This window comes from Sphingopyxis selenitireducens (assembly GCF_051550705.1).
In the GTDB taxonomy this organism is placed as follows: domain Bacteria; phylum Pseudomonadota; class Alphaproteobacteria; order Sphingomonadales; family Sphingomonadaceae; genus Sphingopyxis.
The window spans coordinates 540,319-566,141 of the sequence record NZ_JBPULG010000004.1; the positions used below are offsets into that span (position 1 = coordinate 540,319).

General features: G+C 64.6%; 22 protein-coding genes and 1 tRNA gene. 10 read left to right on the plus strand and 13 right to left on the minus strand.

What is annotated here, in order from left to right; translation table 11 throughout:
* Window positions 1–146 precede the first annotated feature (146 nt).
* On the plus strand, window positions 147–779 hold the full coding sequence (gene catB, locus ACSYDV_RS15885; RefSeq protein WP_438324772.1) for a type B chloramphenicol O-acetyltransferase: 633 nt from the start codon (window positions 147–149) through the stop codon (window positions 777–779).
* 53 nt (window positions 780–832) lie between these two features.
* Here catB and ACSYDV_RS15890 read toward each other — a convergent pair whose 3' ends face one another.
* Both ACSYDV_RS15890 and ACSYDV_RS15895 read right to left on the minus strand, forming a co-directional pair.
* Complete coding sequence (locus tag ACSYDV_RS15890; RefSeq protein ID WP_438324773.1) at window positions 833–1,213, minus strand: bactofilin family protein; 381 nt, start codon at window positions 1,211–1,213, stop codon at window positions 833–835.
* Window position 1,214: 1 nt separating this feature from the next.
* Window positions 1,215–2,435, minus strand: coding sequence for a M23 family metallopeptidase (locus tag ACSYDV_RS15895; RefSeq protein WP_438324774.1), 1,221 nt, complete (start codon window positions 2,433–2,435; stop codon window positions 1,215–1,217).
* A gap of 241 nt (window positions 2,436–2,676) precedes the next feature.
* On the opposite strand from ACSYDV_RS15895, the gene ACSYDV_RS15900 reads away from it, so the two are divergent.
* On the plus strand, window positions 2,677–4,074 hold the full coding sequence (locus ACSYDV_RS15900) for a methyltransferase family protein (RefSeq protein WP_438324775.1): 1,398 nt from the start codon (window positions 2,677–2,679) through the stop codon (window positions 4,072–4,074).
* Here the strand turns inward: ACSYDV_RS15900 and ACSYDV_RS15905 are convergent.
* The 3 genes from ACSYDV_RS15905 to ACSYDV_RS15915 all read right to left on the minus strand — a co-directional run bounded on the left by ACSYDV_RS15905 (window position 4,071) and on the right by ACSYDV_RS15915 (window position 8,364).
* Window positions 4,071–5,444: a glutamate--cysteine ligase gene (locus tag ACSYDV_RS15905; protein ID WP_438324776.1), complete on the minus strand. Its 1,374-nt coding sequence runs from the start codon at window positions 5,442–5,444 to the stop codon at window positions 4,071–4,073. The genes ACSYDV_RS15900 and ACSYDV_RS15905 overlap by 4 nt on opposite strands.
* Window positions 5,445–5,524: 80 nt before the next feature.
* Entirely contained in the window at window positions 5,525–7,465 is a 1,941-nt protein-coding gene (locus ACSYDV_RS15910) for a proprotein convertase P-domain-containing protein (RefSeq protein ID WP_438324777.1), read from the minus strand.
* A gap of 149 nt (window positions 7,466–7,614) precedes the next feature.
* Entirely contained in the window at window positions 7,615–8,364 is a 750-nt protein-coding gene (locus tag ACSYDV_RS15915; RefSeq protein WP_438324778.1) for a 16S rRNA (uracil(1498)-N(3))-methyltransferase, read from the minus strand.
* Window positions 8,365–8,537: 173 nt separating this feature from the next.
* On the opposite strand from ACSYDV_RS15915, the gene ACSYDV_RS15920 reads away from it, so the two are divergent.
* From ACSYDV_RS15920 to ubiA, 4 genes are all read left to right on the plus strand, one after another.
* Window positions 8,538–10,142 carry a TadE/TadG family type IV pilus assembly protein gene (locus tag ACSYDV_RS15920; protein ID WP_438324779.1) on the plus strand — a complete coding sequence of 535 codons (1,605 nt, stop codon included), beginning with the start codon at window positions 8,538–8,540 and terminating at the stop codon, window positions 10,140–10,142.
* Window positions 10,139–10,750, plus strand: coding sequence for a TadE/TadG family type IV pilus assembly protein (locus ACSYDV_RS15925; RefSeq protein WP_438324780.1), 612 nt, complete (start codon window positions 10,139–10,141; stop codon window positions 10,748–10,750). The genes ACSYDV_RS15920 and ACSYDV_RS15925 overlap by 4 nt, the downstream gene beginning before the upstream one ends.
* Window positions 10,747–11,409 carry a TadE/TadG family type IV pilus assembly protein gene (locus tag ACSYDV_RS15930; RefSeq protein WP_438324781.1) on the plus strand — a complete coding sequence of 221 codons (663 nt, stop codon included), beginning with the start codon at window positions 10,747–10,749 and terminating at the stop codon, window positions 11,407–11,409. Before ACSYDV_RS15925 ends, ACSYDV_RS15930 begins: the two co-directional genes overlap by 4 nt.
* 67 nt (window positions 11,410–11,476) lie before the next feature.
* Complete coding sequence (gene ubiA, locus ACSYDV_RS15935; protein WP_438324782.1) at window positions 11,477–12,385, plus strand: 4-hydroxybenzoate octaprenyltransferase; 909 nt, start codon at window positions 11,477–11,479, stop codon at window positions 12,383–12,385.
* Window positions 12,386–12,389: 4 nt separating this feature from the next.
* Here the strand turns inward: ubiA and smc are convergent, their stop codons facing one another.
* From smc to ACSYDV_RS15955, 4 genes are all read right to left on the minus strand, one after another.
* The gene (smc, locus tag ACSYDV_RS15940) at window positions 12,390–15,833 is read right to left on the minus strand and encodes a chromosome segregation protein SMC (RefSeq protein ID WP_438324783.1); all 3,444 of its coding nucleotides are present in this window, start codon (window positions 15,831–15,833) and stop codon (window positions 12,390–12,392) included.
* 139 nt (window positions 15,834–15,972) lie between these two features.
* Window positions 15,973–16,719 (minus strand): thioredoxin domain-containing protein, encoded by a 747-nt coding sequence (locus ACSYDV_RS15945; RefSeq protein ID WP_438324784.1) that lies wholly within the window; start codon window positions 16,717–16,719, stop codon window positions 15,973–15,975.
* A gap of 40 nt (window positions 16,720–16,759) precedes the next feature.
* Window positions 16,760–17,485, minus strand: coding sequence for a DsbA family protein (locus tag ACSYDV_RS15950; protein WP_438324785.1), 726 nt, complete (start codon window positions 17,483–17,485; stop codon window positions 16,760–16,762).
* Window positions 17,486–17,502: 17 nt separating this feature from the next.
* The gene (locus ACSYDV_RS15955) at window positions 17,503–18,087 is read right to left on the minus strand and encodes a DUF721 domain-containing protein (RefSeq protein WP_438324786.1); all 585 of its coding nucleotides are present in this window, start codon (window positions 18,085–18,087) and stop codon (window positions 17,503–17,505) included.
* 26 nt (window positions 18,088–18,113) lie between these two features.
* On the opposite strand from ACSYDV_RS15955, the gene ACSYDV_RS15960 reads away from it, so the two are divergent.
* From ACSYDV_RS15960 to nudC, 3 genes are read left to right on the plus strand one after another with little or no spacing between them, the layout of a single operon-like run.
* Window positions 18,114–19,142: an A/G-specific adenine glycosylase gene (locus ACSYDV_RS15960; protein ID WP_438324787.1), complete on the plus strand. Its 1,029-nt coding sequence runs from the start codon at window positions 18,114–18,116 to the stop codon at window positions 19,140–19,142.
* Window positions 19,139–20,425, plus strand: a complete 1,287-nt coding sequence (locus ACSYDV_RS15965) for a serine hydrolase domain-containing protein (protein ID WP_438324788.1) — start codon at window positions 19,139–19,141, stop codon at window positions 20,423–20,425. The genes ACSYDV_RS15960 and ACSYDV_RS15965 overlap by 4 nt, the downstream gene beginning before the upstream one ends.
* The gene (nudC, locus tag ACSYDV_RS15970) at window positions 20,425–21,294 is read left to right on the plus strand and encodes an NAD(+) diphosphatase (RefSeq protein ID WP_438324789.1); all 870 of its coding nucleotides are present in this window, start codon (window positions 20,425–20,427) and stop codon (window positions 21,292–21,294) included. The genes ACSYDV_RS15965 and nudC overlap by 1 nt, the downstream gene beginning before the upstream one ends.
* A gap of 34 nt (window positions 21,295–21,328) precedes the next feature.
* Here nudC and ACSYDV_RS15975 read toward each other — a convergent pair whose 3' ends face one another.
* The 3 genes from ACSYDV_RS15975 to ACSYDV_RS15985 form a co-directional block, all read right to left on the minus strand.
* Window positions 21,329–21,760, minus strand: coding sequence for a DUF2497 domain-containing protein (locus ACSYDV_RS15975; RefSeq protein ID WP_438324790.1), 432 nt, complete (start codon window positions 21,758–21,760; stop codon window positions 21,329–21,331).
* 77 nt (window positions 21,761–21,837) lie between these two features.
* Complete coding sequence (locus tag ACSYDV_RS15980; RefSeq protein WP_438324791.1) at window positions 21,838–23,313, minus strand: TolC family outer membrane protein; 1,476 nt, start codon at window positions 23,311–23,313, stop codon at window positions 21,838–21,840.
* Window positions 23,314–23,366: 53 nt separating this feature from the next.
* Window positions 23,367–24,032, minus strand: coding sequence for a protein-L-isoaspartate O-methyltransferase family protein (locus tag ACSYDV_RS15985; protein WP_438324792.1), 666 nt, complete (start codon window positions 24,030–24,032; stop codon window positions 23,367–23,369).
* Window positions 24,033–24,275: 243 nt separating this feature from the next.
* Here ACSYDV_RS15985 and ACSYDV_RS15990 point away from each other — a divergent pair.
* Window positions 24,276–24,349 (plus strand) — tRNA-Cys (locus tag ACSYDV_RS15990).
* A gap of 14 nt (window positions 24,350–24,363) precedes the next feature.
* On the opposite strand, the gene ACSYDV_RS15995 is transcribed toward ACSYDV_RS15990, so the two are convergent.
* Entirely contained in the window at window positions 24,364–25,527 is a 1,164-nt protein-coding gene (locus tag ACSYDV_RS15995) for a tyrosine-type recombinase/integrase (RefSeq protein WP_438324793.1), read from the minus strand.
* Window positions 25,528–25,823 lie beyond the last annotated feature (296 nt).

Sequence of the window (25,823 nt, forward strand, 5' to 3'; positions counted from 1 at the left end):
GTCTGCCCCATGTACCATCTGCATCGGGTTCCCGCGCCTCTGACGCGAGGAACATAGAAAGCGCGGCAAACCCTCCGCGCTTTTCAGCCCCATTATGCCTGGATCCTGTCCGGCCCCGTGCGGGCCGGCGGTACGGAAACTTCATCATGACCAATTATTTCGAAAGCCCGTTCAAGGGCATCACGCTCGACAAGCAAGTCACCCAGCCCAACATATATGTCGGACGCTACAGCTATTATTCGGGCTATTATCACGGCCATAGTTTCGACGATTGTGCGCGCTTCATCCTCCCGGACGCCGACGCCGACAAGCTTGTCATCGGCAGCTTCTGTTCGATCGGATCGGGTGCGGCCTTCATCATGGCGGGCAATCAGGGGCACCGGAACGACTGGGTCAGCACCTTCCCGTTCTTCTGGATGCCCGATGTTCCCGCGTTCGAAGGGGCCCGCAACGGATTTCAGGCGGCGGGCGACACGGTGATCGGCAACGACGTCTGGATCGGCTCGGAAGCGGTGATCATGCCCGGTGTCCGCATCGGGCACGGTGCGGTAATCGGGACGCGGGCGCTCGTCGCGCGCGATGTCGAACCCTACGCCATCGTTGGCGGCAATCCGGCCAGGCCCATCCGCAAGCGTTTCGACGACGCACGAATCGCGATGTTGCTGGAGATGCAATGGTGGGACTGGACTGACGCGCAGCTGCAATCGGCGATGCCGCTGCTGACCAGCGGCGACGTGGAGGGGCTGCACCGCCATTGGCGGGATGCGGTCAGGGGTTGAGGTTGCCAGTGGAGAGCGGCTGGCCCGCTCTCCATTCCTGTCCGGCGGCGCGCTTAGTTCGCGACGACTTCCAGCGGCGGCGGGGCCTTGGCGACTGCGGCGCCGTGGCGGCGGTGGCTGAGCTTGCCGTCGACCTTGCCGCCATTTTCGATCGTGATATTTTCGTAAGCAACGTCACCCGTGATCCGCGCGGTCGCGTGGACGATCAGCGTCTTGGCGTCGATCGACCCGTCGACGAGTCCCGCGATCTTGGCGGTTTCGGCGACGACCGCGCCCTTGATCTCGCTCGCTTCGCCCTGCACCAGATTTGCGCATTTCAGGTCGCCCTCGATCTTGCCGTCGACGTGGAGGTCGACGCTGGCCGAGACATGACCGGTGACGACGACATCCGATCCCAGGATCGAAAAGGTCGTGTGGCGTGCGCCGGTCGCCATCTTAGCGGGCACCGCGGACGGCGGCGACGGAACCGACGCGCTGTCTTGCGTCGGCTTTGACTTCGAGAACATCGGCTTTGGCCTCCAGGAAGCGGCGCGGGTTGACCGCGACGCCGTTCAAACGGACTTCGAAATGCAGGTGGCTGCCGGTCGAGCGACCGGTCGAGCCCATTTTGGCGATCTGCTCGCCCGCGGTGACCTGTGCGCCGACCCGCGAGGTAAAGCCCGACAAATGGGCGTAGCGGGTCATTATCCCCTGACCATGGTCGACCTCGACTACATTGCCATAACCCGACTTCTGGCCGACATAAACGACCTTGCCCGGAGCGGCCGCGAGGATCGGGGTGCCGATCGGTCCCGGAAAGTCGAGGCCCGCGTGCATCGCGCCGGCACCGGTGAAGGGATCGCTGCGATAGCCATAGCTCGACGACAGCATCAGTACATCGGCGGGCTTGCCCGAAGGCAGCGCGACGAGGGTGCGTTCGAGCACTTCCATACGGAACAAGGCGCTTTCAAGCGCGGCGAAGGATTTGCCGAGCGTGCGCGCATGGCCCATCTTGCCGCGATAGGGAATGAAGGGACCACCGCGGCCGGCCGCGGCATTGCGGACGAGTGCGGTGGGGTCCATGCCCAGCTTGGCGACCGCGCCTTCGGCGTTGGCGGCGCGGGCGTTGACGGCGGTCAGCAAGCGGGTGGCAAAGCTTTCCTGCTGTGCTTCCAGCCGCGCCAAAATCTGCGCCTCAGGCGGCAGGTTGGGGTCGATCAGCGCGCTCGTTTTGAGCGGTGCGCTCGCGGCTTTCGCCTCGGCTCCGGCGGCAGGCGCCACGCCGGCTTCGTTGGTCACCGCTGCGGGTTCGACTCCGAAATGGATCTTCGACCATTCCTCAAGCTGTTCCTGACGCTGCTCGAGATCGGCGGCGACTTCGCCGACGCGGTCGCGATATTGGGCGATCCGCTGTTCGGCGGCGGCGGCGGCGGCCTGCTTTTGTGCGACTTCGGCGCGTTCGTCGGCGTGAAGGAGCTGATTGACCAATACAGTCAGCATCGTGCCCGCCCAGGCGAGCAGCACCAGACCGGCGATCAGCGCGACGCGCTTTTGCCAGACGGCGCTGACACGCAGAAACCGGACATGCCCGTGCGTGCGAACAAAAATTTCATGGTCCTGAAACAGCGCCGTAAAGCGCTCGCGCCAATGGCGCAGACCCGTGGTTTTTGAAGACAAGTTACGACCCAGTCTTATGTTTTAATGGAGCCCTCCGCCCCGACTTGGGTGGCGCCTTAACAGCGGCATCCCGGCGGCGCGAATCTCTGACCCCCGACTCGCGCCGAATCGAAACCATCGCGCGGTGAACGGTGGCAGAGTATGAGAATACTGCCATTTTTGCAGGATTTTCGGCGCGAATCGGTCGAAATCATTGACGGCTTGCTTACCCTTTTTGGGTAGGGCTAAGCGGGTGGAAAGCATGACCAAAATCGCAGAATCTCCAGCCGGTGAAGCGGCCATCGATTCGCCGCCGGCCAACCGTGCGCGGCCGCGTTCGGCGGTCAGTGCCGGGGTGGGCCTTGTCGGGTTGGCGGGGCTGACCGCCTATTTGCTGATCGCGCGCTATGCCCCCGAGATCGCGGGCTGGCTGGGCATCGACTGGGGCGACCGCGGACCGATGAACGGGCCGAATTCGGCGATCGCGAGCGTTCTCGCCTGCGGGATTCCAATGGTGCTGTGGTCGGTTTTCGTCGACAAGGTTCATCGCAACCCCTCGACCGGGATCGACTGGGCGCAGCGCCGCCCGTGGCGCGAGACGCTCGATATTAGCCTGACCAAGCTCGCCGGGCTGTGGGCGACCTGGGGCCTGATCGCGCTCGCCTATGCGACGATGCGATTCTACTGGTTCGGCCAATATGCCTTTTCGATGAATCTGCTCGAAACCGTCGCGCCGTGGCTGCTGCTCGTGTCGGTGCCCTATATGCTGTGGCTCGACCGCCGGATGATCGAACCGCGCGATGGATGCTATCAATTCGGCCGCTGGCTGATTGCGCCCGGCCAGCCGGTCGACAGCCGCGCGATGGCCCATCATTTTCGCGCCTGGGCGGTGAAGGGGTTTTTCACCGCCTTCATGCTGTCGATCGTGCCCGGCAATTTTGCCGCGCTGGTCAGCGTGCCAATGAGCGAAATTCTCGCCAATCCCTACAAGACCGGGATCTGGGCGATCAATTTCCTCTATCTGATCGACGTCCATATCGCGACCGTCGGCTATATTCTGACCCTGAAGCCGCTCGACGCACATATCCGTACCGCCAATCCTTATGGCATGGCATGGGTCGCGGCGCTGATCTGCTATCCGCCCTTCATCCTGATGAGCGGCGGGCCGCTCGACTATCAGGTGGGCGGCGCTGACTGGGGATATTGGCTGCAGGGGCATGACGGGCTGATGACCCTCTGGGCCATCCTTCTCGTCGGGCTGATCGCGGTCTATGCATGGGCGACGATGGCGTTCGGCATCCGCTTTTCGAACCTGACGCACCGCGGCATCATCACCCACGGGCCCTATGCCTTCACGCGGCACCCGGCCTATGTGTCGAAAAATCTCAGCTGGTGGGTCGGGGCGATGCCCTTTCTCGTCACCTCTGGCGGCTGGGTCGAGGGGCTGCGCAACAGCGCGCTGCTCGCGCTGGTCAGCGGAGTCTATTACTGGCGCGCGAAGACCGAGGAGAAGCACCTCCTCGCCGATCCCGCTTATCAGGCCTATTGGAACTGGGCGCAGCATCATGCCTTCGTCCCGCGCCTGTTTGCCCGGCTGACGGGACGCGCGCGCCCGCTGATCCGGCTCGAACCCGACGAGCGGGTCGGGCCGGTCGCCTAGAAGCTGAGCTCGTCGTAGATTTTCGAAAGATCGCCGCCCCACGCGCCTTCATAGCGGTCGAGCAGATCATGTGCGGGTGAGCGCCCGCGCTTGACGATCTGGCGCAGCGGTTCGAGGAAACCAACCTCATTGTCGCCCATCGAATTGACCTCGGCGCGCGCGGCAAGGCCTGCTGCTGCGATATCGAGCACGCGATGCGCGAGTTCGCCGACGGTGCCGCCGCCGGGGGCGGGGGCGTCAAGCCCTTCGCTGGGGACCGCGTCGCGGAGCGCCTGCTGTTCCTCGATGCTCCAGTTCTTGACCAGATCCCATGCCGCGTCGAGCGAGCCCTGATCGTAAAGCAGGCCGACCCACAAGGCGGGCAGCGCGCAGATGCGGTTCCACGGGCCCCCGTCGGCGCCGCGCATCTCGAGGAAGCTTTTCAGCCGGACCTCGGGAAAGGCGGTCGAGAGATGGTCGTTCCAGTCGGACAAATAGGGCTTTTCGCCCGGCAGGGCAGGCAGTTCGCCCTTCAGGAAATCGCGGAAGCTCTGTCCCGCCGCATCGATATATTTTCCGTCGCGGAAGACGAAATACATGGGGACGTCGAGCATATAGTCGACATAACGATCATATCCGAAGCCGTCCTCGAACACGAAGGGCAGCATGCCGGTGCGCGCGGGGTCGGTGTCGGTCCAGATGTGGCTGCGGTACGACATGAAGCCGTTGGGCTTGCCCTCGGTGAACGGCGATGAAGCGAAGAGCGCGGTCGCGAGCGGTTGCAGCGCCAGCGAAACGCGGAATTTCTGCACCATATCGGCCTCGCTCGAATAATCGAGGTTGGTCTGGATCGTGCAGGTGCGCAGCATCATGTCGAGCCCCATCGTGCCGACGCGCGGCATATGATCGAGCATGATCTTGTAACGGCCCTTGGGCATGATCGGCAGCTCGGCGCGCGTCTTGTCGGGCCACATGCCGAGCCCCAGGAAACCGAGCCCGAGTTCGGCGCCGACTTCCTTGACCTGTTTCAGATGGCGACCGGTTTCGGCGCAGGTCTGATGGAGATTTTCAACCGGCGCGCCCGACAGTTCGAGCTGGCCCGCGGGTTCGAGGCTGACGGTGCCGTCGCTGCCCGCGAGTGCGATCACCTTGCCGCCCTCGATCACCGGTTCCCAGCCGAAGCGCGTGAGCGCCATCAACAGATCGTGAATGCCGCCGGGGTCGTCATAGCTGGGCGCGCGATGGTCGGCGGTGCGATACACGAATTTCTCGTGCTCGGTGCCGATGCGCCATCGGTCCTTGGGCTTTTCGCCCTTGATCATGGGGGCCGCGAGATGGTCGCGGCTTTCTACGATGGGATCGTTGCTGTCCGAGGCGGTGCGCGTGCTCATATTGCGCCATTATACGGTTCGGTACAGAATGCAATCGGGGCCGTCGTTACCTGCAATTCGTGGCGCCGAAATCCATACATCTAGTTGATCGTTGCGTTGAAGCTGATCGCCATCGTTCCCGTCGGGGCCAGCGTCGCCGTCGTTGCCGACAGGGTGGTGCCGGTGATCGATGCGCCGAACGGATCGCTTTCATCGGCGCCGCTCGCATTGTCATCCTCGACCGTCGTCGCCCCCGCGCAACTCGTGCCGCTGCGCAGCGATCCGGGGAGGAAGCTCGTCGTCCCGGGCAGCGCATCGGTGATGTTGATCGCGGTTGCTGTCGCGCTGCCATTGTTGGTGACGAGGATGCAGTAAAGCATCGTCGCACCGGGAATCGCCTTGGGGTTAGTCGTGCCATTCACCGGATCGCTGACAATGCTGCTCGTCTTGGCGACCGCCAGATTGGCGACGGGGCGGCAAAAGCTGATGTCGTGTATCGCCATGCCCTGCTGGCCGGGATTGGCCGGCGCAAGGCTGTGGCTACCATAGGTGATGGTAATGCTGTCGATCGGCACGGCAAAGGTCACGACGACGGTGCCGTCGGCGCTGCCGTCGGCCGATAGAGCGTCGCCAAAGGCGCTGTTGCCGATGACATAGTTGGAAACGCCATTGGTTAGCACCGGCGTGACGATCGCCCCATTATAGCTGCCGGTGACCGTCACGCGATCGGCGAACTGGCCCGCGGAATAGTCGAGATCGAACAGGCGAAACTGGGCACCCGGAACCGCCGTCGGCAGCGTGATCGTCGAGGTGACGGTCCCCGTCTGGCTGGTGAAATCGACCAGCTCGAAAATCGAATATTGCGCGGGGGAGAAGCCGCCGGTGACGGCATTCTGCCGCGTCGGCGACTGGCCGCCATAGGTCGCGTTGCTGAGGAAGGATCCGCCGCTGATCGCGATGCCGATATTCATCGTTCCGATCGCGGTCAGCGAATAGCTTGCGTTCGTCGTCCCCGCCGTCCAGCTTACACTGTCCCAGTCGTGCACTGTCATGCCAACCGGGCAGATGAGCGTGGGCGGCGTTCCCGCGGCGCGCGTTCCCGATACGGTGAAGCTGGCCGATGCATAATCATCCTCGCCCGTAGCGCCATTGCCCGGCGTCGAATCGAGATCGACGACCGACGATGCCGTGATTTCGGCGACATTGACGATCGTCACTCCCGATGAGGCGGCGACGGTGCCGCTGATCGTCAGTGTCCGCGTCGTTCCCGGCGGAATGCTTCCCACCGTCCACACGCCGGTGCCGCTGTTGTAGGAGCCAAACCCCGATGCGCTGGCGAAGCTGAACCCTGCGGGCAGCGCGTCGAGCACGGTCACGCCCGTCGCGGTGCTTGGCGAGGCGCTGGCATTGGTGACGCTCAGGCTATAGCTGATGCTCGCGCCCGGCGCGGGCGCCGCATTGCTGACGTTCTTGCTCAGCGACAGGTCTGCATAGGCGGCCGGGCGGCTGGTGAGATAGAGATCGGCGCGCGTGAAACTGCCATTGTCCGACGACGGAAACTGGTCGCAAATCTCCAGCCGCCAGGTTCCCGCGCTATTCTCTCCATCGAACGCCGACAGCGGCGAATCGGGGCGAAAGCTGTTTTGATATGGCGGCGCACTGGTCGAATGATTGGCGGTGTTGCCGTCGGTATTGACCGTCTGCGCCGCGTCATCGTCGAGCCGGACGTTGTAATTGTCGCCCGACACGCTTCCGGTATCGCCGTTCACGAGCTGGACGCGCGTGCCTGCGGGCGATTGCAGCGTGATGCGAAGGTCGCCGCGCCAGCTGTGCGTCGCCAGCATCGCCAGATCGACATCGCCGACGATGTAGCCCGCCGCGACGTTGAAATTGCGCACGAGCGGCGCAGTGCAGGGCGTCGATGCGTTGATCGCGCCCGTCGTCGTGTTGCTGTAAGTCGTGGTCGTCTGTGCGCCGGCTGGCGCGGCGACAAGCGCCATCGCCAGCGAGGCGAGCATCATCAACGCGCGCATGCACTGCATAAACTGGTCCCCACACCACAGCAGTATCGGCGCTGGTCCTGCCGCTGCATGGCGTCCTTATGGACCGGGCATGGCTAACAGGCGGTTAAAGCCAGGGTGCTTCTGTCCGACACCGGGACAGTTTAGCCGGTGACCTATTAGCCGGTGACTTAGCTTTGGCTCGCCCAATCACCATGCTGCGCCATCCACAGGCCGGTGGCGGCGATGGCGGCGGTTTCGGCGCGCAATATGCGCGGACCCAGCGTCATGCGCCGCGTTGCGGGGCAATCGAGCAGCAAGGCGCGCTCGCGGTCGGTAAAGCCGCCTTCGGGGCCGGTCAGGATCGCGGCGGGGGCAGGGACATCGAGGGCCGCCATCGGCGTGCCACCGGCCTCGTCGGCAAACAGCAGCGCGCGCTCCATGGGCCAGTCACGCAGCAATTGGGGCAGCTTGACCGGCTCGGCGAGATCGGGAACCGCTGTGCGCCCGCATTGTTCGCACGCTTCGATGATCTGCGCCTCCAGCCGCTCGCGCTTCACCCGCTCGACGATCGTGCGTTCGGTAATGACCGGTTGCAGCCGCGCGATGCCGAGTTCGGTCGCTTTCTCGATGATCCAGTCGAGCCGCGCCTTTTTGACCGGGGCGAAGCAGAGCCACAGGTCGGGAACCTGCTCCAGCGGGCGCATCTGTCGTTCAAGGGTTGCCGTCAGCGATCGCTTGCCGGCATCGGCGATGACGGCCAGCCATTCGCCGCTGCGGTTGTCGAACAGCAGGATCGGGTCGCCGACCTTCAGTCGCATGACGTTGAGCAGATAATGCGCAGCTGGTCCGTCGATCGCGGGCGCTGAACCTTCCGCAAGCGGCTGGTCGATGAACAGGCGGGGTGTGCTGGCGGGTGGCCAGGCTGGGGTCGCGGGCATGACGCCGCGATAGCAGAAGGCGATTCGCCGCGCACCTCTTGTCGTGCTGCAGCCTCCGGACGAAGGGGCAGGGCCGGGGCGATTATCAATTTGGTAAGCAGTTTCGTTCTAGTGCGAGACGAGCCGTCATGCATCTGGGTGGGCCGCGTGACGGGCCAAGAGGGGTTCAGACCATGCGAGGGACCATATTCAGCCGCTTGCGGCCGGGTGCCAGCACATTATTGCACGACCAGAGTGGCAACGCCTTGATCATTACGGCGGCTGCGCTTCTTCCGATCCTCGGCATCGTGGGATCGAGCGTCGATATCGGCCGCGGCTATATGGCACAGTTGCGCCTGCAGCAGGCGTGCGATGCCGGCGTGCTGGCCGGACGCCGCGCGATGGCCGGCGGCGATTATGGCACGCCGCAAAAGGCTGAAGCGACCAAGATGTTCAACATCAATTTCCCCAATGGCATTTATGGCAGCCAGGCGGCGAGCTTCACGTCGAGACCGAGCGGCACGAGCGACGTGACCGGAGTCGCGAGCGCACGTCTGCCGACCGCGATCATGTTCATCTTTGGGAACGAGAAATTCGACCTGAGCGCGACCTGCGCCGCCAAGCTGGAAATTTCCAACACCGACGTGATGCTGGTGCTCGACGTCACGGGGTCGATGTCGCGCACCAATTCGGGCGATTCGGTTTCGAAAATCGTGGGGCTGCGCAACGCGGCGATGGTATTCTTCGATACGCTGACCAAGGCGGAAATCGGTGACGGCAAGCTGCGCTTCGGTGTGGTGCCCTACAGCAATACCGTCAATGTCGGCGCGATTTTGTACAAGGCGAACCCGGCGTGGCTGTCTGATTCGGTGGATATGCCTACGCGTTTTCCGAACTTCGACAAAAATAACAAGTTCAAGGATTATACATATAGGAACGACTCGCGTCCCGTTGCTGGAGGCAAAGGCGGCGGAACGCTGAAATTCAACACGGGCGACAAGGGGGTGGATAAATCCGCCACTTGGGACGGCTGCATCATAGAGCGGGCTACGACGCCTTTCAATGCGACAACGACCGCACCGGCTGCGGCTTATGACATGAACATCGACATGGTGCCGACGTCGGACGACGCGACCAAATGGAAAATGTTCCTGCCCGACTTCGCTTTTACACGCAGCTCTTCGTCTCCATCGACCGGGTCGGACAAAAACAGCTTCGGCGAGAATGCGGACGACGGCGACGATACTGCTGCATGCCCGGTGCCAGCGATGAAGCTGACCGAGATGAATGACGCGGGGAAGGCGGAATTCACCAGCAAGATCGCTTCTCTGAAGCCGCAGGGCTATACCTATCATGACACCGGCATGGCGTGGGGCGCGCGCCTCCTCTCACCCACGGGGCTTTTCGCGGGCGAAAATGCGGTGGCGTCGAACAATCGTCCGATCAGCCGCCACATCATCTTCATGACCGACGGCGAAATGACCGCGCCAATGGACAATTATTCGCATCAGGGTGAAGAGCGGTCGAGCGGTCGCATCGGCGCGACAAGCGACAGCAATGCGGTCGCGCGCCACAACAACCGCTTCGTGCAGCTTTGCGAGAAGGCAAAGAATATGCAGGTCGGCGACAATGATGCAAAGGTCACCATCTGGGTGATCGGCTTTGGCGTGACGCTGAACAGTCAACTCACTCAATGTGCGACGCCGGGCAAGGCCTATCAGACCGGGAGCGCCGAAAAGCTCAAGACTATATTTCAGTCGATCGCCGATCAGATTTCACGCCTGAGGCTGTCGCAATGATCCGCCGCCCTGTTCATCGCGCGGTTCATCGCGCGCACGATCTCGGTCGGAATCAACGCGGCCTCGCGGCCGTCGAGTTCGCGCTGACCGCTCCGCTCTTCCTGCTTCTGTTGATGGGCGCATTTGATTTCAGCTGGCAATTTTATGCCAAGCAGGTGCTGCAGGGGGCCGTGGCCAAGGCGGCGCGCGATTCGACGCTGGAATCGAATGCCGGAAGCCAGAGCGCACTTGACGCGAAGGTTCGGGCAGAGGTGCAGAAGGTGTTCGCGAAAGCCACAGTGACCTTCACGCGCAAAGTCTATGACAGCTTTGACCAGGTCGGAAAACCCGAGCCGTTTAAGGACAAGAACGGCAACAACAGCTATGACAGCGGCGAATGTTTCGAGGATATTAACGGAAACGGTAGCTGGGACGCCGACCGCGGCAAGGCTGGCAACGGCGGCGCCGACGATGTCGTCCTCTATACGGCGTCGATGGAGTTCAAACGCGTTTTGCCCGTGTGGAAGATGCTGGGCCAGTCGCAATCGACGACGCTGACGCAGGCGACGGTTCTGCGCAACCAGCCCTATCGTGCCGGCACCGACGCAAACCCGGCGAAATGCAAATGACTGTCCGCCGCTACTGCAACCGCATTCGCATGGTCATGACGCGCTTTTGGCGCGACTGCCGGGCCGCGCTCGTCATCGAAATGGCCTTCGTGATCCCCCTTTTTGTCCTGATCGGATTCGCCGGCGTCGAAATCGCCAATCTGACCCTGACCTATACAAAGATTAGTCAGATCGGGCTCAGCGCCGCCGACAATGCCTCGCGCATCGCGTTCGGAAGCAGCCTGTCGCAGCCCTCGATTCGCGAAATCGACATCAATGAGGTGTTCACGGGAGTCGAGGCTCAGGCGGCGGAGCTCGATTTCAAGCCCAACGGCCGGATCATTCTGTCCAGCCTCGAACGCAACGCCGATGACGGGCAATGGATTCACTGGCAGCGTTGCTATGGCGACATGGATGTCGACTCGGAATATGGTCCGGAGGGAACCGGGATTACGGGGACCGATTTTCCCGGAATGGGGCCTGAGGGGGCCGAAGTCACGGCGCCGGCTGGCACAGCGGTGATGTTTGTCGAGATCACCTATCGATATAAATCGCTAGCTTATGGCAATTGGCTGGGACCGCAGACGATCCGGTCAACGGCATCGTTCAATATTCGCGAAGGGCGCGACCTGCAGCAAGTCTATAATCCTTCGCCATCGGTGACGCCGTCGACCTGCTGACGCTGTCGGCGTCCTGCCCAATCAATCATTTATCAGGGACGCGGCGGCTGCTATCGCGCAGCAGCCGATGACCGCAATCCATCCTCCCGACAGCCAGCATCAGGGGCTGATCGCCCTGCTCCCCGCCGGGGTGCGTCCCTATGCGTTGCTCGCGCGTTTCGATCGGCCGATCGGCATCTGGCTGCAATATTGGCCCTGCGCGTTCGGCATTGCGCTGGCGGGCGGGGCGGTCAGCCATTGGCCGCTGTTCCTGTGGCTGATGCTCGGCGTTGTGGCGATGCGCAGCGCAGGGTGCGTCTATAACGACATCGTCGATCGCGACCTCGACGCCCGCGTCGCGCGTACCGCGTCGCGGCCGGTAGCGAGCGGCACGGTTTCGGTGCGTAACGCCGCCTTGTGGATGATATTCCTGTCGCTGCTCGGCCTGTTGGTACTGATCCAACTGCCGGGGCCTGCCCAGATCGTCGCGCTCGGCAGCCTGCTGCCCGTAGCCGCCTATCCGTTCATGAAGCGCATCACCTGGTGGCCGCAGGCATGGCTGGGGCTGGTGTTCAGTTGGGGCGCGCTTGTCGCCTGGGTCGCGGTGGATGGCATCGAAGGGCTGGCGCTGCCGTTGCTCTATACCGGCTGTATCGCGTGGGTGATCGGTTACGACACCATCTATGCTCTTCAGGATATCGAAGATGACATGATGATCGGCGTAAAGTCGAGCGCGCGGGCGATGGGCCGCCATGTTCGTGGGGGCGTTGCCATCTGCTATGCCGCTGCGCTTGCCTGTTGGGCCGGCGCGTTGTGGGCAGTGCGCCCCGACCCGCTGGTACTCGTCGCGCTCATCCCGGCGGCGCTGCATCTGACGGGACAGGTGGTGACGCTCGATCCGGTCCATGGCGCCGATGCGCTTGCGAAGTTCCGCAGCAATCGCTTCGCGGGCCTGCTGATCTTCGCCGCAATGCTGGTGGTGGGAACGGCGCCCTAGCCGTTTATTCGGCCGCGAGCAGCTCCTCGGCGCCGCCGAGATCGACCGAAACCAGCCGCGACACGCCTTTCTCGATCATGGTCACCCCGAACAGGCGGTGCATGCGCGCCATCGTTACCGCATTGTGGGTGACGATCAGATAGCGGGTGTTGGTCTCGCGCGACATCCGGTCGAGCAGGTCGCAGAAGCGTTCGATATTGGCGTCGTCGAGCGGGGCATCGACTTCGTCGAGGACGCAGATCGGCGCCGGGTTGGTCAGAAACAGGCCAAAGATCAGCGCCACGGCCGTCAGCGCCTGCTCGCCGCCTGAGAGCAGGGTCAACGTGCCGAGCCGCTTGCCCGGCGGCTGCGCCATAATCTCCAGTCCCGCCTCGAGCGGATCGTCCGAATCGACCAGTTCCAGATGCGCCTGACCGCCGTTGAACAAGGTGGTGAAGAGCCGCTGGAAATGCCCGTTGACCGTCTCGAACGCCGCGAGCAGTCGCACGCGCCCTTCGCGGTTCAAATTGCCGATCGACCCGCGCAGGCGGTGCACCGCCTGCGTCAACTCCTCGATCTCGGCGGCGCTTTTCTCGCGCTCGATGTCGAGTTCGGCCAGTTCGTCGGCGGCGACGAGATTGACCGGCCCCAACCGCTCGCGGTCGGCAATCAAGCGGTCGTGCTGCGCCGATTCGGCGTTTGCATCGCGGACCTCTTCGTTGTCGAACCCGGCCTTCTTCGGGAGCAGCGGCGGCGGGCATTCGAACCGCTCGCCCGACAGCCGCCCCATTTCGATCCGGCGAAGTTCGGCATTTTCCGATCGCGCGACCGCGCCGGCGCGGGTTTCGCGCGCTGCGGCGACGCGCTCGCGAATCGCATTGAGTGCGGCCTCGGCCTCGCGCAGCGCGGCTTCGGCTTCGCGTTCCTGCACCTCGGCCGCGGCGGCTTTTTCGCGCAGCGTCGCCTGCTGCGCCTCGGCCGCGATGCGCTGTTCGGCTAGCCGTTCCGGCACATTGGTGAGCTTTGCCGATTCGGCCGCCAGCGCGTCGGCGCGCTTGTCCATATCGGTGACGCGCCGGGCCGCCTCGCCCGCGCGCGCCTTCCAACTCTTGATCTCGGCGCTCACCACCGCCTGCCGCTCGCTCAAGGCCGCGAGCGTGCGATCGTGCGCGGTCAGGGCATCACGCGCATTATTCGCGTCGGCGCGGGCGCGCTCGGCGGCCTGCTCCTCGGCCTCCAGCGCGGCGCGGGCGATGCTGTCGTCGGGAAGCGCCGCGAGCGCGGCCTCCTGCGCCGCGAGCTGATCGGCCGCATCTTTCGCTGCCTCGGCGATTTCGCCGAGCCGCCGGTCGAACAACGCCGCGGCATCGCGGTGGCGATCGAGCGCGGCCTGCGCCTGGTCGGCGGCGCGCAGCGCGGTACGGCGCGCTTCGTCGGCCTGCGCGACCTGCTTGCGCGCGGTCGCGGCGCTGTCGGCGAGTGCGGTCGCACGTGCTGCAGCGGCCTCGCGCTTGTCGCGAAGGCCCATCACCCCCAACTCAACCTGCGGACGCTGCGCCGCAAGCGCATCGAGGCGGTTTTGCCGCACCAGCCGTTCGCTGGCGGTCGCGCCGTCGCCGCGCGAGACGAAGCCGTCCCAGCGGCGCATCACGCCGTCGGTGGTCACCAGCCGCTGTCCGGTGGCAAGCGGCTGGTCGTCGTCGCGGTCGGCCACCGCCACCTGCGCCAGCCGCCGTGCGAGCGCTGCCGGCGCCTTCACATATTCTGCGAGTGACCGGGTGCCGGTGGGCAGCTTGGGATCGTCGCTCCCCAGATCGGTGCCGCTCCAACTGCGCGCCGCCGCTATGTCGGTTCCCGCGTCCAGATCGTCGCCCAATGCCGCGGCCAGCGCGGCTTCGTAACCCGGTTCGACGCGCAGTTGATCGAGGATGCGGTTCGCGTCGCTGCGCGCGGCGGCAAGGGCGCGTTCGAGCGTCCCCGCTTCGCCGTCCAGCGCGGCGAGAGCGGCGCGCGCTTCGGCGAGCCCTGCATCGATTGTCGCGAGTTCGGCGGCGGTCGCTTCGCGGTCGGCCTCCGCGGCTTGCAGCGCTTGTTCGGCGCCCGCGATCGCGCCCTCGGCCGCTTCGGCCGCCGCCACGTTTTCGCGCTGCTTTGCGGCGAGCGCGGCGCTGTCGCCCAGCGCGGCGATGTCTGCATCGACGCGCGCCTTGTCCTGTCCGACGCGCCGCACCGCCGCTTCGGCATTGTCGCGCGCCGACACCGCGATGCGCCGGTCGGCGGCCTCGCTTGCGGCCTTGGCCCGTGCCTGCGCCAGCGCCACTTCGGCATCGCGCAGTCGAGCCTGCGCCGCCTGATGGGCCTCGGCGAGCACGGCCTTGCCTGCGTCGTGCGCGGCGATGTCGCGGCCCAGCGTTTTGGTTTCGGTATCGAGCGCGGTGAGCGCGGCATGGGCGTCGCGCGCCAGTTCACCCTCGCGCGCGCGGTCGTCGGCAAGCCGCGCCTGCTGCGCCGCCAGATCGTCGAGGCGCTGGCGTGCCGCGCGTTCCTCACCGTGCAGGCGTACCTGCGTCGCGGTCACGTCGGCCAATGCATCGCGCTGCACCTGGGCATCCATGCGGGCGGCGGCGACGCGGGTTGCGACCTCCGTCTGCGCGCGCGACAGCTCCTCAAGGCCTTCCTGTGCGGCTTTCACAGCGGCTTCGGCGGCATCGGCATCGCGGCGCGCCTGATCGGCGGCGGCGGCGGCATCGCGCCAGCGCGCGTAGATCAGCCGTCCTTCGGCAACGCGAATCTCCTCGCTCAATTTCTTGTAGCGTTCGGCGGCGCGCGCTTGCCGCCGCAGCGCGTTGGCGCGCACTTCCATGTCGGCGACGATTTCGGACAGGCGGGTCAGGTTGGTTTCGGTCGCGCGCAGCTTTTGCTCGGCATCCTTGCGGCGCACGTGCAGCCCGGCGATCCCCGCCGCCTCCTCCAGCATCGCGCGGCGGTCGGTCGGCTTGGCGGCTATGACATTGGCGATCTTGCCCTGGCTGACCAGTGCCGGGCTGTGCGCGCCGGTGGCGGCGTCGGCGAAGATCAGCGCGACATCCTTGGCACGCACATCGCGGCCGTTGGCGCGATAGGCCGATCCGGCACCGCGTTCGATGCGGCGGATGACTTCGAGTTCGTCACCGTCGCTGCCATCGGACAGGCCGGCGACGAGCGCGCCTTCGGTATCGCAGTGGAGTGCGACCTCGGCAAAATCGCGCGACGGCCGCGACGAAGTGCCGGCGAAGATCACATCCTCCATCCCGCCGCCGCGCATCGACTTGGCGGAGGATTCGCCCATCACCCAGCGGATGGCTTCGAGCAGGTTGGACTTGCCGCAGCCATTGGGGCCGACGACGCCAGTCAGTCCGGGTTCGATACGAAGTTCGGTCGGTTCGACGAAGCTTTTGAAACCGGTCAGGCGCAGGCGCTTTATCTGCACGAATAGGCTCCGTGCAACGTGACGATTCGCAATGGCCGCAATTGTGCCGTCACAATTCCCCCTGACGGACTGTCATGCCGCGCCGCGGGGGGAGTCGCAAGAGGGCAGGGCTGCCCCCGCCCCCTTGCGTAAAATGCGATCAGCGCACGCCCATCGTGCGCAGGCGGTCGCGCAGCGGCGCCCAGCTGGCGATGCCTTCGGCGACCTGGCCGTTGATGACGAAGGTCGGGGTGCCGGCGACTTTAAACTTCTCGATGGCGCCGTTGGTGCTCTTTTCAAGCTGCGAGATGTTGTCGAGATTGCCGAGGCAGGCGTTTATCTGGTCGGCGGTGACCCCGCGCGACTGGAAGAACTCGTCAAGTTTCCACGCCTTGGCGAGCGCCGGGAATCGCTGCGCCGGCGGCAGTGCCATCGCTGCCTCGCCGCCCTTCGGATTGGCCTGTGCGGCCGCGAACAGATCGGCCTGCGAGGCGAAGGCATTTTCCATCAGCGGGAAATAACGCTCGGTCGGGGCGCAGCGGATGATTGCGGCAGCCGACGCGTCGAGCGGATCGCGGATGAAATTGCGGAGCTCCAGACTCACGCGGCCGGTGTCGACGAAATCGCGCTTCAGCTCTTCAGAAGCATCCTTGGAAAAGTCGGCGCAATGCGAACAGGTGAGCGAAGCGAATTCGATCACCTTGATCGGCGCATCGGGGTTGCCCATCACATAACCACCATCGGCGGTCTTGCTGACCGTTGCCGACCAGCTCTTGCCTGCGGGCGCCGCAACCTTGGCGATGACATCCTGTTCCTTGGTCGCGTCGGTCTTGGCGTCGCCGCAACCAGCGAGCGCCAGCGCGCCGAACGAGGACAGAAGGGCGATGCGCAGCGAGGCTTTGATCATGATATTCTCATCTCCGAAGATGGCGTTGTTGGCGTGACTCTTAGTTGCCCTTGATCGCGAGGTCGAGGCGGCTTTTGACGGTCGGCCAGTCGCTTCCTTCGACAACGCGGCCATTGACGAAAAAGGTCGGCGTGGCGCGGACGTGATCGGCATTCTGACCGATGTTGGTCATTCCGGTTATTTCGGCGGCGGCGACCTCGCTGTCGAGGCACGCCTTGATTGCCGCTGCGCTATAGCCGCGGGTTTGCATCAGCGCGGTCAGGCCGCTACCGGCGGCGATCCGTTCAGCGCGTTCGGTAGGGCTGCCTTGATACCAAGGCGCCCTCTGCGCGTCGGTCATCTTGATCACCTTGCCGAGCCACTTCGGCTGCGCGAGCATGATTGCGCGGTGGTTTGCGGCAAAGGCGCCGGGGCCGCCGCATCGCGCCAGCAAGGCGGCGGTCATGTCGAGCGGATCGCGGATCAGGTTGCGATATTCGACGACGACCAACCCCTTGTCGACATAGAGCGATTTGAGCGGGATCGCCGAAATCTTCTCGAATTCGGCGCAGTGCGAACAGGTGTAGCTGAAATATTCGACCAGCCGAACCTTGGCCGTCGGCTTGCCCATGACAAAGGCGCCGATTTCGTTGGCGGCGACGGTGGCCGACAGACGCGCCGGGGCGGGCTTGGCGGGCGCTGCGGCGGTCAACAGCGTGAAAGCCGCAGCCGACAGGGTTCCGATCATCATCCGGCGCGAGACGGCCGGGGTCCGAAATTTCGACATGCGCTGCGGTGCTTCCTTCAATTGATCCGGGGGAGCTTGGGTGCCGACGCCAGTCCTGCTGCCATGCGTTCGAGCACGGTTCGCAGCTCCGGGTCGCCGATGTCGCGCAGACTATCCCCCAGTTCGGCGGGTACGGGTTTCAGCATGGCTGGCGGCTGAACGGGCGCGGCGGGTGTGACATGCCCGTGGGTCATGCGGATCTGCGCGATCGCTGCATAGCCGAAGAAGCGGTTGACCGCGGCGATGATGTCGGGGCCGACGTGCTGGAGCATCGGGGCGTGCGCGCCGCTGATCGTCAGGTGCAGCGTCCCGCCCGCCTTTTGCCCGGCAGGAAAGCGGATCATTGCGGGCTGGGTGACGTCGGCCAGCCGGTCGCCGACGATCTCGCGCCAGCGGCTGACCACCGAGCTCTGGATGAAGCCGAACTTGCGAAACGCGGTGCGGCCGATTTCGGGCACCAGGTCGGAAATCGCACGCGCTTCGCCGCCGCGTGGCCGTTCATAGGGACGCGCGGCGGGCTTGGCGGTTTTCGCGCCGCTTTTTGTCCCGCCTTTGGCCTTCGCCTTTTTCGCGGGCGCGTCCTGTCCGGTGTCTTTCGCCATATCCTCTGCCATGCCATAGGCGGGGGGTGAGCGTCCAGACTTCCCACAGCGTCAAAGATTTCGCGGGCCTCATTCTCGGCTGGTACGACCGTGCCGCGCGCAAGCTGCCGTGGCGAGTCCCGCCGAACAGCGGTGATGTGCCCGATCCCTATCGCGTCTGGATGGCCGAAATCATGCTCCAGCAGACGACCGTTGCGGCGGTCGCGGGCTATTTCGATCGCTTCACGACGCGCTGGCCGACCGTCGCCGATCTCGCCGCCGCCGACGATGCCGACGTCATGGCCGCGTGGGCCGGGCTTGGCTATTATGCCCGCGCCCGCAACCTGCTCGCCTGCGCGCGCGCCGTTGTACGCGACCATGGCGGGCTTTTTCCCGATACGGAGACTAAGCTTCGCACGCTGCCGGGGATCGGCGACTATACCGCCGCATCGGTCGCCGCGATCGCCTTTGGCCGCGCATCGGTTGTCGTCGACGCCAATATAGAGCGCGTGATCTCGCGTCACAGATGGATCACCACGCCGTTGCCGATGGCGAAGCGCGAGATTCGCGCCGCGCTCGCGCCGCTTGTCCCGAATGATCGGCCCGGCGATTTCGCGCAGGCGCTGATGGATCTCGGCGCGACCATCTGCACCCCGCGCGGCCCGGCCTGTGCGATCTGCCCGGTGATGGCGGATTGTCTGGCGCGCGGCCGGAGCGACGTCGAAAGCCTGCCGGTCAAACCGCCCAAAAAGGCGAAGCCGCATCGCCACGGCCTCGCTTACTGGATCGAGGAGGCCGACCGGCTGTGGCTCGTTCGTCGCCCCGACAAAGGCATGCTCGGCGGGATGCGCGCGCTGCCCGGCGGAGTGTGGGAAGATCATCCGCCCGCCGAGTCCGGCATCGCCCGCATCGACCATAGCTTCACCCATTTCGACCTGACGCTGACATTGGTACGGCGCGAGGCCCCGCTTTCCGCAGCGGAAGGCGAATGGTGGCCGCTTTCGGACCTTGACGCCGCGGGGTTGCCGACGCTCTATCGCAAGCTGACCGACAAGATGCGGGAGAGAGATGGATGAATATGATGGTTTCGCGCCGCGCGCTGCTCGGCGGACTGATGCTCGGCGGCACCGCCACGATGCTGCCGCAAGGCGCTCTCGCGTGGAAAGCCGACGGTGCATCGCTTTATCCCGCGACCAATGCGTTCCTCAAAGGCTTTGTCGATCGCCGTGAACTAGCGGGCACGCTCGCCGCCGTGGGCAAGGGGCAGGCGGCGGCCGAATATTTCGGCGCGGGCACCGTGTCGATGGATTCGACCACCCCGGTCGGTCCCGACACGCTCTGGCGCCTCTATTCGATGACCAAGCCCGTGACCGGTATCGCCGCGATGCTGCTCGTCGACGACGGCAAGATCACGCTCGATCAGCCGATCGCCGACTTCCTGCCCGCCTTCGCCAAAATGAATGTCCAGTCGACCCCAGACGGGTCGCTCACCGACGTTCGCCCCGCGAAGACCCAAATTACGCTGCGCCACCTGCTGACCCACACGGCGGGGCTTGGCTATAATATCATTCAGAAGGGCCCGATCAAAAAGGCCTATGACGATGCGGGCATCGTCGGCGGGCAGGCGAGCCGCTTGCCGATCCCGGGCTTCCCGCCGGTCACCCCGGCGCCCAGCCTCGCCATCATGGCCGACCGGCTGGCGACGCTGCCGCTGGTCTATGAACCCGGCACCAAATGGAGCTATTCGATCAGCCTCGACCTGCTCGGGCGGTTGATCGAGGTCGTGTCGGGCCAGCCCTTCGACGCGTTTCTGAAAGCGCGCCTCTTCGACCCGCTCGGCATGACGAGCACGGGTTTCATGGTGGGGGCGAAGGATGTCGCGCGCTTCACCAGCAATTACGCGCCTTTCGGCGGTGCCCTGATCCCGATCGATCCCGCCAAGAGCTCCATCTACCTCGACCCGCCGCCCTATCCGTTCGGCGGCGGCGGGCTGGTGTCGAGCGCGCGCGACTATGACCGCTTCCTTGCGATGCTGCTTGGCGAAGGCGCGCTTGGCGGGGTGCGGATCATGCGTCCTGAAACCGCGCGGCTCGCCATGTCGAACCTGATCGCCGACAGCGTCGACCGCAAAGGAACTTTCATCGACGGCGAAGGCTTTGGCGCCGGTGGCCGCGTCTCGCTCGCGACTTCGCCGATGGGGGAAGGCGTTTTCGGCTGGGCGGGCGCCGCAGGAACGATCGGCTTCGTCGATCGCAAGCGCGGCTATCGCGTCGGCGCCTATGCGCAATATATGCCGCCCGACTCGCTGCCCTTTCAGTCCAAGTTCGGCGAGACTTTCTATAAGGATGTGAACGGCTGATGCCCTTGCCGCTTGGATTTACCGGTGCGTGGCTCGACCGCGCCGACCAGTTGCGTACCAATGCGGATGCGTTCGCGGCGGTGGTAACCGATCCGCGCGCGCGCTGTCTTGCGCTCGACGGGATCGATTTCGTGCCGGGCGAGGGCGGCGGGCTTCGCTGGGAGCCGCTCGACCGGTCCGACGATCGCGCGCTGATGCTGCTCGGCCTCGACGATGCGGGCGTTCCGCATTTCGTGCGCGAGGCGCCCGCAGGCGCGCGCATCGATGCGCGCTCGCGCACCGTGATGCGGTTGCTGCCGCTGCTGTCGGGCGAAGAGGCGGCACTTTATGGCGGCGCGCGCAGCCTTGTCGACTGGCATGCGCGGCATCGTTTCTGCGCGGTGTGCGGGGCACCGACCGCGCTGTTCCGTGGCGGCTGGGGACGGCGCTGCGATACGTGTAACGCCGAACATTTCCCGCGCGTCGATCCGGTCGTCATCATGCTTGCCGAATACGATGACCGGGTGCTGGTCGGGCGGCAGGGCGGTTTCCCGCCGGGCTTCTTCTCGGCGCTCGCGGGCTTTGTCGAACCTGGCGAATCGCTCGAGGAAGCGGTCGCGCGCGAATTGTTCGAGGAAGCGGGCATTCGCGTCTCGAACGTCGCCTATGTCGCAAGCCAGCCCTGGCCCTTCCCCTCATCGCTGATGATCGGCTGCCGCGCCGTCGCGCACGACCCGGCTTTGACGCTCGACACGACCGAGATCGAAGCCGCGATGTGGGTCGACCGCGCCGAAGTGCGTGCCGCGCTGGCGGGGGAAATGGGCGCGCCTTTTGTCGCGCCGCCGCCGATGGCGATCGCGCGCTATCTGCTGGAAGACTGGGCGAAATAGACCGCCGTTGCCCGGCAACGGGGGTGTCGGTTTCCTAGATCCGGCGCCCGGTAATGCGGCTGATTTCCTTCGCCACCATCGCCTCGACCATATTGGGCAAATGGGTGTCGAGCCATGTTTTCAGCATCGGGCGCAGTGCTTCCAGCACCACATCTTCCATTGAGCGCCCCGGCACAGGCGCGGCCTGCGCGACGGCGGCGGTCGCGGCCGGCGCAATGGCGGCGGTCAACGCTTCGAGCGACTGGCGCGCGGCGTCGGCGCTGGCGGACGAGACCAGCTCTTCCGCAGTCGGTGCCGCCGCGTCGGACATGGCCGCTTCAGCTTCCGCGTCGTGGAGGTCGAGAATGTCTTCGCTGGTGGCCGCACGGAGTTCCCGCGCGGCGCCGGGAGCGTCATCGCGAGCGATAACACGCCGAATCGACGACAAAATATCTTCCATCGACGGCTCTCGCGACATGTCGCCCATTACGATCCCCTTAGGATTCGCCCGCAAGGAGGGCGATTAACCATATCCTACCGGCAGCAGACGGCGCTTGCCAAGCCTTATTGTCGGGGCAGCGGGTCGCCGGCGGCTACGCTGGCGTCTGCGGAAGGGATGCCGCGCGTGTCGGTCGCCTGTTGCTGCGGCGCCGGATCGTCGGCCCAATCCCAAAGCTCGCCCTTCACACGATTATAATTTGCAGCGGGATCATACAGCGCGCCGCCCTCTATGCCGAGGTCGCGGGCTTCGGCCTTGCCCATCGCGGCGAGCACCGAAAAGGCGGCGACATAGGAGTTGCGCCGCGCCGAGACGAGCTGGACCTGCGTGTTCAGATATTCCTGTTCGGCGTTCAAAATGTCGAGGATCGACCGCGTGCCGACGCTGTTTTCGGCGCGCACGCCCTCCAGCGACAGCGCGTTGGCGCTGACCGCCTGTTCGGTCGCGGTGATGACGCGTTCGTTCGCTTGCCAGGCGGCATAGGCGCCGCGCGTTTGTGCAATGACGCCGCGTTCGGTCGCGACATAATTTTCGATCGCCTGGCTGCTGCGCGATTGCGACTGGCGGACCTGTGCCGAGCGCCGTCCCGCGGTAAAGATCGGCAGTGTCACCGATACACCCGCCGCCGCGCTCGAGGTTTCCTGCGTGACGTTGACCCCCGAAACGCCGCTGGAAAGCGAACCGAGAAAATTATTATAGCCGCCGCCGAGCGTCGCCGAAACCTTGGGCGCGCGGCTTGCCTTTGCAACATTGATATCGGCGCGCGTGGCGTCAACCTCCAGATTCGCCGCTTCGATGTCGGGATTGCTGTTCAGCGCGATGGCAACCGCTTCCTCGGCGTTCGCGGGCAGGTTCGGCAGCGCCGGCGGTGCCTGCAGATCGACCGGCGCATCGCCGACCAGCCGGATATAGGATTCGCGGCTGGCGATCAGATTCGCCTCCGCGCCGCGCAAATCGCCCTCGGCGAGCGCGAGCCGCGCTTCGGACTGGGCAACGTCGGTGCGCGTCAGGTCGCCGATTTCGAACCGGTCGCTCGTCGCCTGCAAATTGGTGCGCAGCACCGACACGTTTTTCTGATTGAGCTGAACGATCGCCTGATCGCGGATGACATCCATATAGGCGCCGACGACCTGCGAAAAAACGCTCGCCTCGGTCGCGCGCAAATCGGCCTGGCCCGCCTCGACGCGATATTTGGCGGCGCGCACCGCATTGCGCACGGCGCCGCCCTGATAGATGGGCACCGACAATTGGCCGCTGGCAATCAACGAACGCGTCGGTGAGGAGAAATTATTGCCCGGGATGATCAGGTTTTCTTCATAATCCGCGCGCGTCGAAACGTCCGGAAGGCCGAAGCTCTTCTGGATCGGGACATTTTCGTCATTCGCACGCTGTCCGGCGCGCGCACCGGTCAGCGTCGGGTTATTCTCATAGGCTTTTGCCAGCGCCCCTTGCAGCGTCTCGGCCTGTGCCTGCGACGAGATGGCCAGCGCGCCGATCGCAAGGCCGCTCAGCCAGCGGGTACGGCGGAGAGACTGTTTCATATTTAAATCGCGCATCGTCATCTCAGCCTGCAACAAGGGGTGGATATGGCCTTTTAGAAACGGAAATCCTGTGGTGCGTCAAAGCCGGGCAACGGTGCGGCATCCATGTCGGCGAAGCTGCGCAGCGCAATCGTGCCGCTGGTCTTCACGCCCTGGACAAGCCGGGTTACGGCGCCTTCGCGGCGCGCCGCGATCAGTCGACCGCCTTCGGCCAGCTGAGCGGCCAGCGCGTCGGGCAGGGTTTCGATCGCGCCGTCGATGATAATGCGGTCGAACGGCGCAGCGCCGGGCGCGCCAGCGTTCAATGGGCCTTCGACCCAGTGGATATTGGCTTTGGCGGCCGCGGTATCACGCGCGGCGGCGATCAGGTCGGCCTGTTCCTCGACGGCGTGAACCTCTGCGCCAAGCTCAGCGAGCAGCGCGGCGGTATAGCCGGTTGCCGCGCCGATCAGCAGCACGCGTGTGCCGGGTTGGATCGCCGCGGCCACCAGCATGCGCCCCGTCACCAGCGGCGGGTTCAGCGCGCGACCTTCGCCGAGCGCGATCGCACGGTCCATATAGGCGACGCTGGCGAGCGCGGCGGGCACATAGGCCTCGCGCGGTTCGGTCGCCATCGCGGCAACGACTGCGGGGTCGATGACATCATTGGTGCGAAGCTGGCTGTCGATCATCGCAGCCCGCATGTCCGCGGCGGTAATTTCATTCAATTTGGTCGCCATCAGCCTTTTCCGTTTCCGGGCCCCTGTCTTCGCGGAGGCACATTTAGCCCGAAACTTGCTGTGTTGCAATGCTAATACAGCAAGTTTCGGCGCTGGCTCGCGCATAGCCGCCCGCGAAGGTGCCGCCAAGTCTGCTTTGTATGGCCCAAATGAGCGCGGAAGACAAAATTTGCGGAACAAGCCAATTGCATTGCGAAACGCGGGCGGCTAGTGGCGCTCGAACCACGCAAAGCTGCGCATTGAGGCCCGATGGCGGAGTGGTGACGCAGAGGACTGCAAATCCTCGCACGCCGGTTCGATTCCGGCTCGGGCCTCCAACTCTTTGAAAGAGTCAGCCATTTTCAGTCCTTTGTGCTGATTTGGCGTCTAACCTTGGATCAGGGTTAGACATTTCCCATTCAGAGAGGCGCTTGATGGCCCCCTCCGCGAGACGTTCCTGATTGGCCGCTTCGGTATAGCGCGCGACCTCGTCATCCTTTGAATGGCCGCTGACCGACTTCATGGTCTTGTTCGGCATTTCCAATTCGGCCATGCGGCGCATTGTCGCCTTTCGCAGGCCATGGGCGGTACACCGTGGCAGGCCAGCTGCATCGCATTGCTCGCGGAACCAGCCTCCGAAGCCCTTGACCGAAAATGGCTTTCCCCACTCCGTCACCAGAAAGCACATGGCATCGGTCGCTGGCATGGCGTCGATCGCTGCCGCGAGTTGCGGGGCAATAGGCAAATGCAGCAGCTTGCCGGTCTTTGTCTGCCGGATTGCGAATTTACCTGCGCGGATATGCTGTCGGCCTAGGTGGATAGCATCCACCTTGCGCTGATCGGTCCAGAGCATCAGTTCCATGGCAAGACGCTGCTTCGTTCCGCGCGGCCAATGCGCGCGGTAGGTGGCAATGTCGGCTTCCGTCCACGTATAGAAGCCCGGCGACCGCTCGCCAGGCGACACCTTCACGGCCTGAGAATCTTCAACGGGGTTGGTGGTAATCCATCCCAGCTTGCGCGCGAACGCGAAGAAGCGGCGCAGTTCCTTGCGCAGCTTTCGCGCGGCTTCAACTCCACCAAACTTCCGGCCTTTCTCATCGACCGTCTTGAGTCGCGCCTTGGCGATGATGGCGTCGATATGATCGAAGCGAATGCCTTTGACGGGCCTGTCCCCTCTCCCCTCGGCAAACCGCTCGAGAATCTGCCGCACCTTTGTTTGCGTCACCTCGCTGGGGCCAAGCCGCTCTGGTACAGCCAAATAGCGCCTGAGAAGATCACCGATGCTGCCCGGCACGGTACGCTCGGCCTGGGCTTCCTCTCGCGCCTCGGCTATCGCCTCAGGACTATTGAAGCGGCGGTATTCCTCTCTGAACGCCTCCGTCCCCAACGGCGCGGTGAAGTAGCGTGACGGGTATCCCTTACGCCGGAAACGCAATCGCTCCTTTCCATGCCGATCCTTGAAGCGGGACACATATTCAGGGAGGAATCGGTTGGATCGCGACGTGCGCTTGTTCATGGTGATAGCTCAGCGTCCCAAGGGTTATCGGTCATAGGCTTGGTGGAGCCGCCACTCTCGATCAGTACCAAAATCGTACCATTCGGCTCGATTTTACAGCCTCCCGGCATCACTCCCGCCGCCAGCACGGCACGAACCGCGCGTGTCACGTCCGCCTTCCTGAACCGGGCGGGCCGCGCGGTCATGATGACAATTCCCATTGTGGTTGTGTCGAGCAGCCATGACCAGCCCGCGCCATCTCATTTCCCTCCAGCGGTGCAGGGTTCAATCATGTTGGCTTCAAGAAATTCCTCGAT

Excerpts from the sequence above, each read along its gene's own strand:
- ACSYDV_RS15950 (WP_438324785.1), bottom strand. The coding sequence starts at position 17,485 with ATGTCGAAATTTCGGACCCCGGCCGTCTCGCGCCGGATGATGATCGGA.
- ACSYDV_RS15900 (WP_438324775.1), top strand. The coding sequence starts at position 2,677 with ATGACCAAAATCGCAGAATCTCCAGCCGGTGAAGCGGCCATCGATTCG.
- catB (WP_438324772.1), top strand. The coding sequence starts at position 147 with ATGACCAATTATTTCGAAAGCCCGTTCAAGGGCATCACGCTCGACAAG.
- ACSYDV_RS15910 (WP_438324777.1), bottom strand. The coding sequence starts at position 7,465 with ATGCAGTGCATGCGCGCGTTGATGATGCTCGCCTCGCTGGCGATGGCG.
- ubiA (WP_438324782.1), top strand. The coding sequence starts at position 11,477 with ATGACCGCAATCCATCCTCCCGACAGCCAGCATCAGGGGCTGATCGCC.
- ACSYDV_RS15980 (WP_438324791.1), bottom strand. The coding sequence starts at position 23,313 with ATGAAACAGTCTCTCCGCCGTACCCGCTGGCTGAGCGGCCTTGCGATC.
- ACSYDV_RS15905 (WP_438324776.1), bottom strand. The coding sequence starts at position 5,444 with ATGAGCACGCGCACCGCCTCGGACAGCAACGATCCCATCGTAGAAAGC.
- ACSYDV_RS15955 (WP_438324786.1), bottom strand. The coding sequence starts at position 18,087 with ATGGCGAAAGACACCGGACAGGACGCGCCCGCGAAAAAGGCGAAGGCC.
- ACSYDV_RS15975 (WP_438324790.1), bottom strand. The coding sequence starts at position 21,760 with ATGGGCGACATGTCGCGAGAGCCGTCGATGGAAGATATTTTGTCGTCG.
- ACSYDV_RS15985 (WP_438324792.1), bottom strand. The coding sequence starts at position 24,032 with ATGGCGACCAAATTGAATGAAATTACCGCCGCGGACATGCGGGCTGCG.
- ACSYDV_RS15920 (WP_438324779.1), top strand. The coding sequence starts at position 8,538 with ATGCGAGGGACCATATTCAGCCGCTTGCGGCCGGGTGCCAGCACATTA.
- ACSYDV_RS15890 (WP_438324773.1), bottom strand. The coding sequence starts at position 1,213 with ATGGCGACCGGCGCACGCCACACGACCTTTTCGATCCTGGGATCGGAT.
- nudC (WP_438324789.1), top strand. The coding sequence starts at position 20,425 with ATGCCCTTGCCGCTTGGATTTACCGGTGCGTGGCTCGACCGCGCCGAC.
- ACSYDV_RS15995 (WP_438324793.1), bottom strand. The coding sequence starts at position 25,527 with ATGAACAAGCGCACGTCGCGATCCAACCGATTCCTCCCTGAATATGTG.
- ACSYDV_RS15925 (WP_438324780.1), top strand. The coding sequence starts at position 10,139 with ATGATCCGCCGCCCTGTTCATCGCGCGGTTCATCGCGCGCACGATCTC.
- ACSYDV_RS15930 (WP_438324781.1), top strand. The coding sequence starts at position 10,747 with ATGACTGTCCGCCGCTACTGCAACCGCATTCGCATGGTCATGACGCGC.
- ACSYDV_RS15965 (WP_438324788.1), top strand. The coding sequence starts at position 19,139 with ATGAATATGATGGTTTCGCGCCGCGCGCTGCTCGGCGGACTGATGCTC.
- ACSYDV_RS15945 (WP_438324784.1), bottom strand. The coding sequence starts at position 16,719 with ATGATCAAAGCCTCGCTGCGCATCGCCCTTCTGTCCTCGTTCGGCGCG.
- ACSYDV_RS15915 (WP_438324778.1), bottom strand. The coding sequence starts at position 8,364 with ATGCCCGCGACCCCAGCCTGGCCACCCGCCAGCACACCCCGCCTGTTC.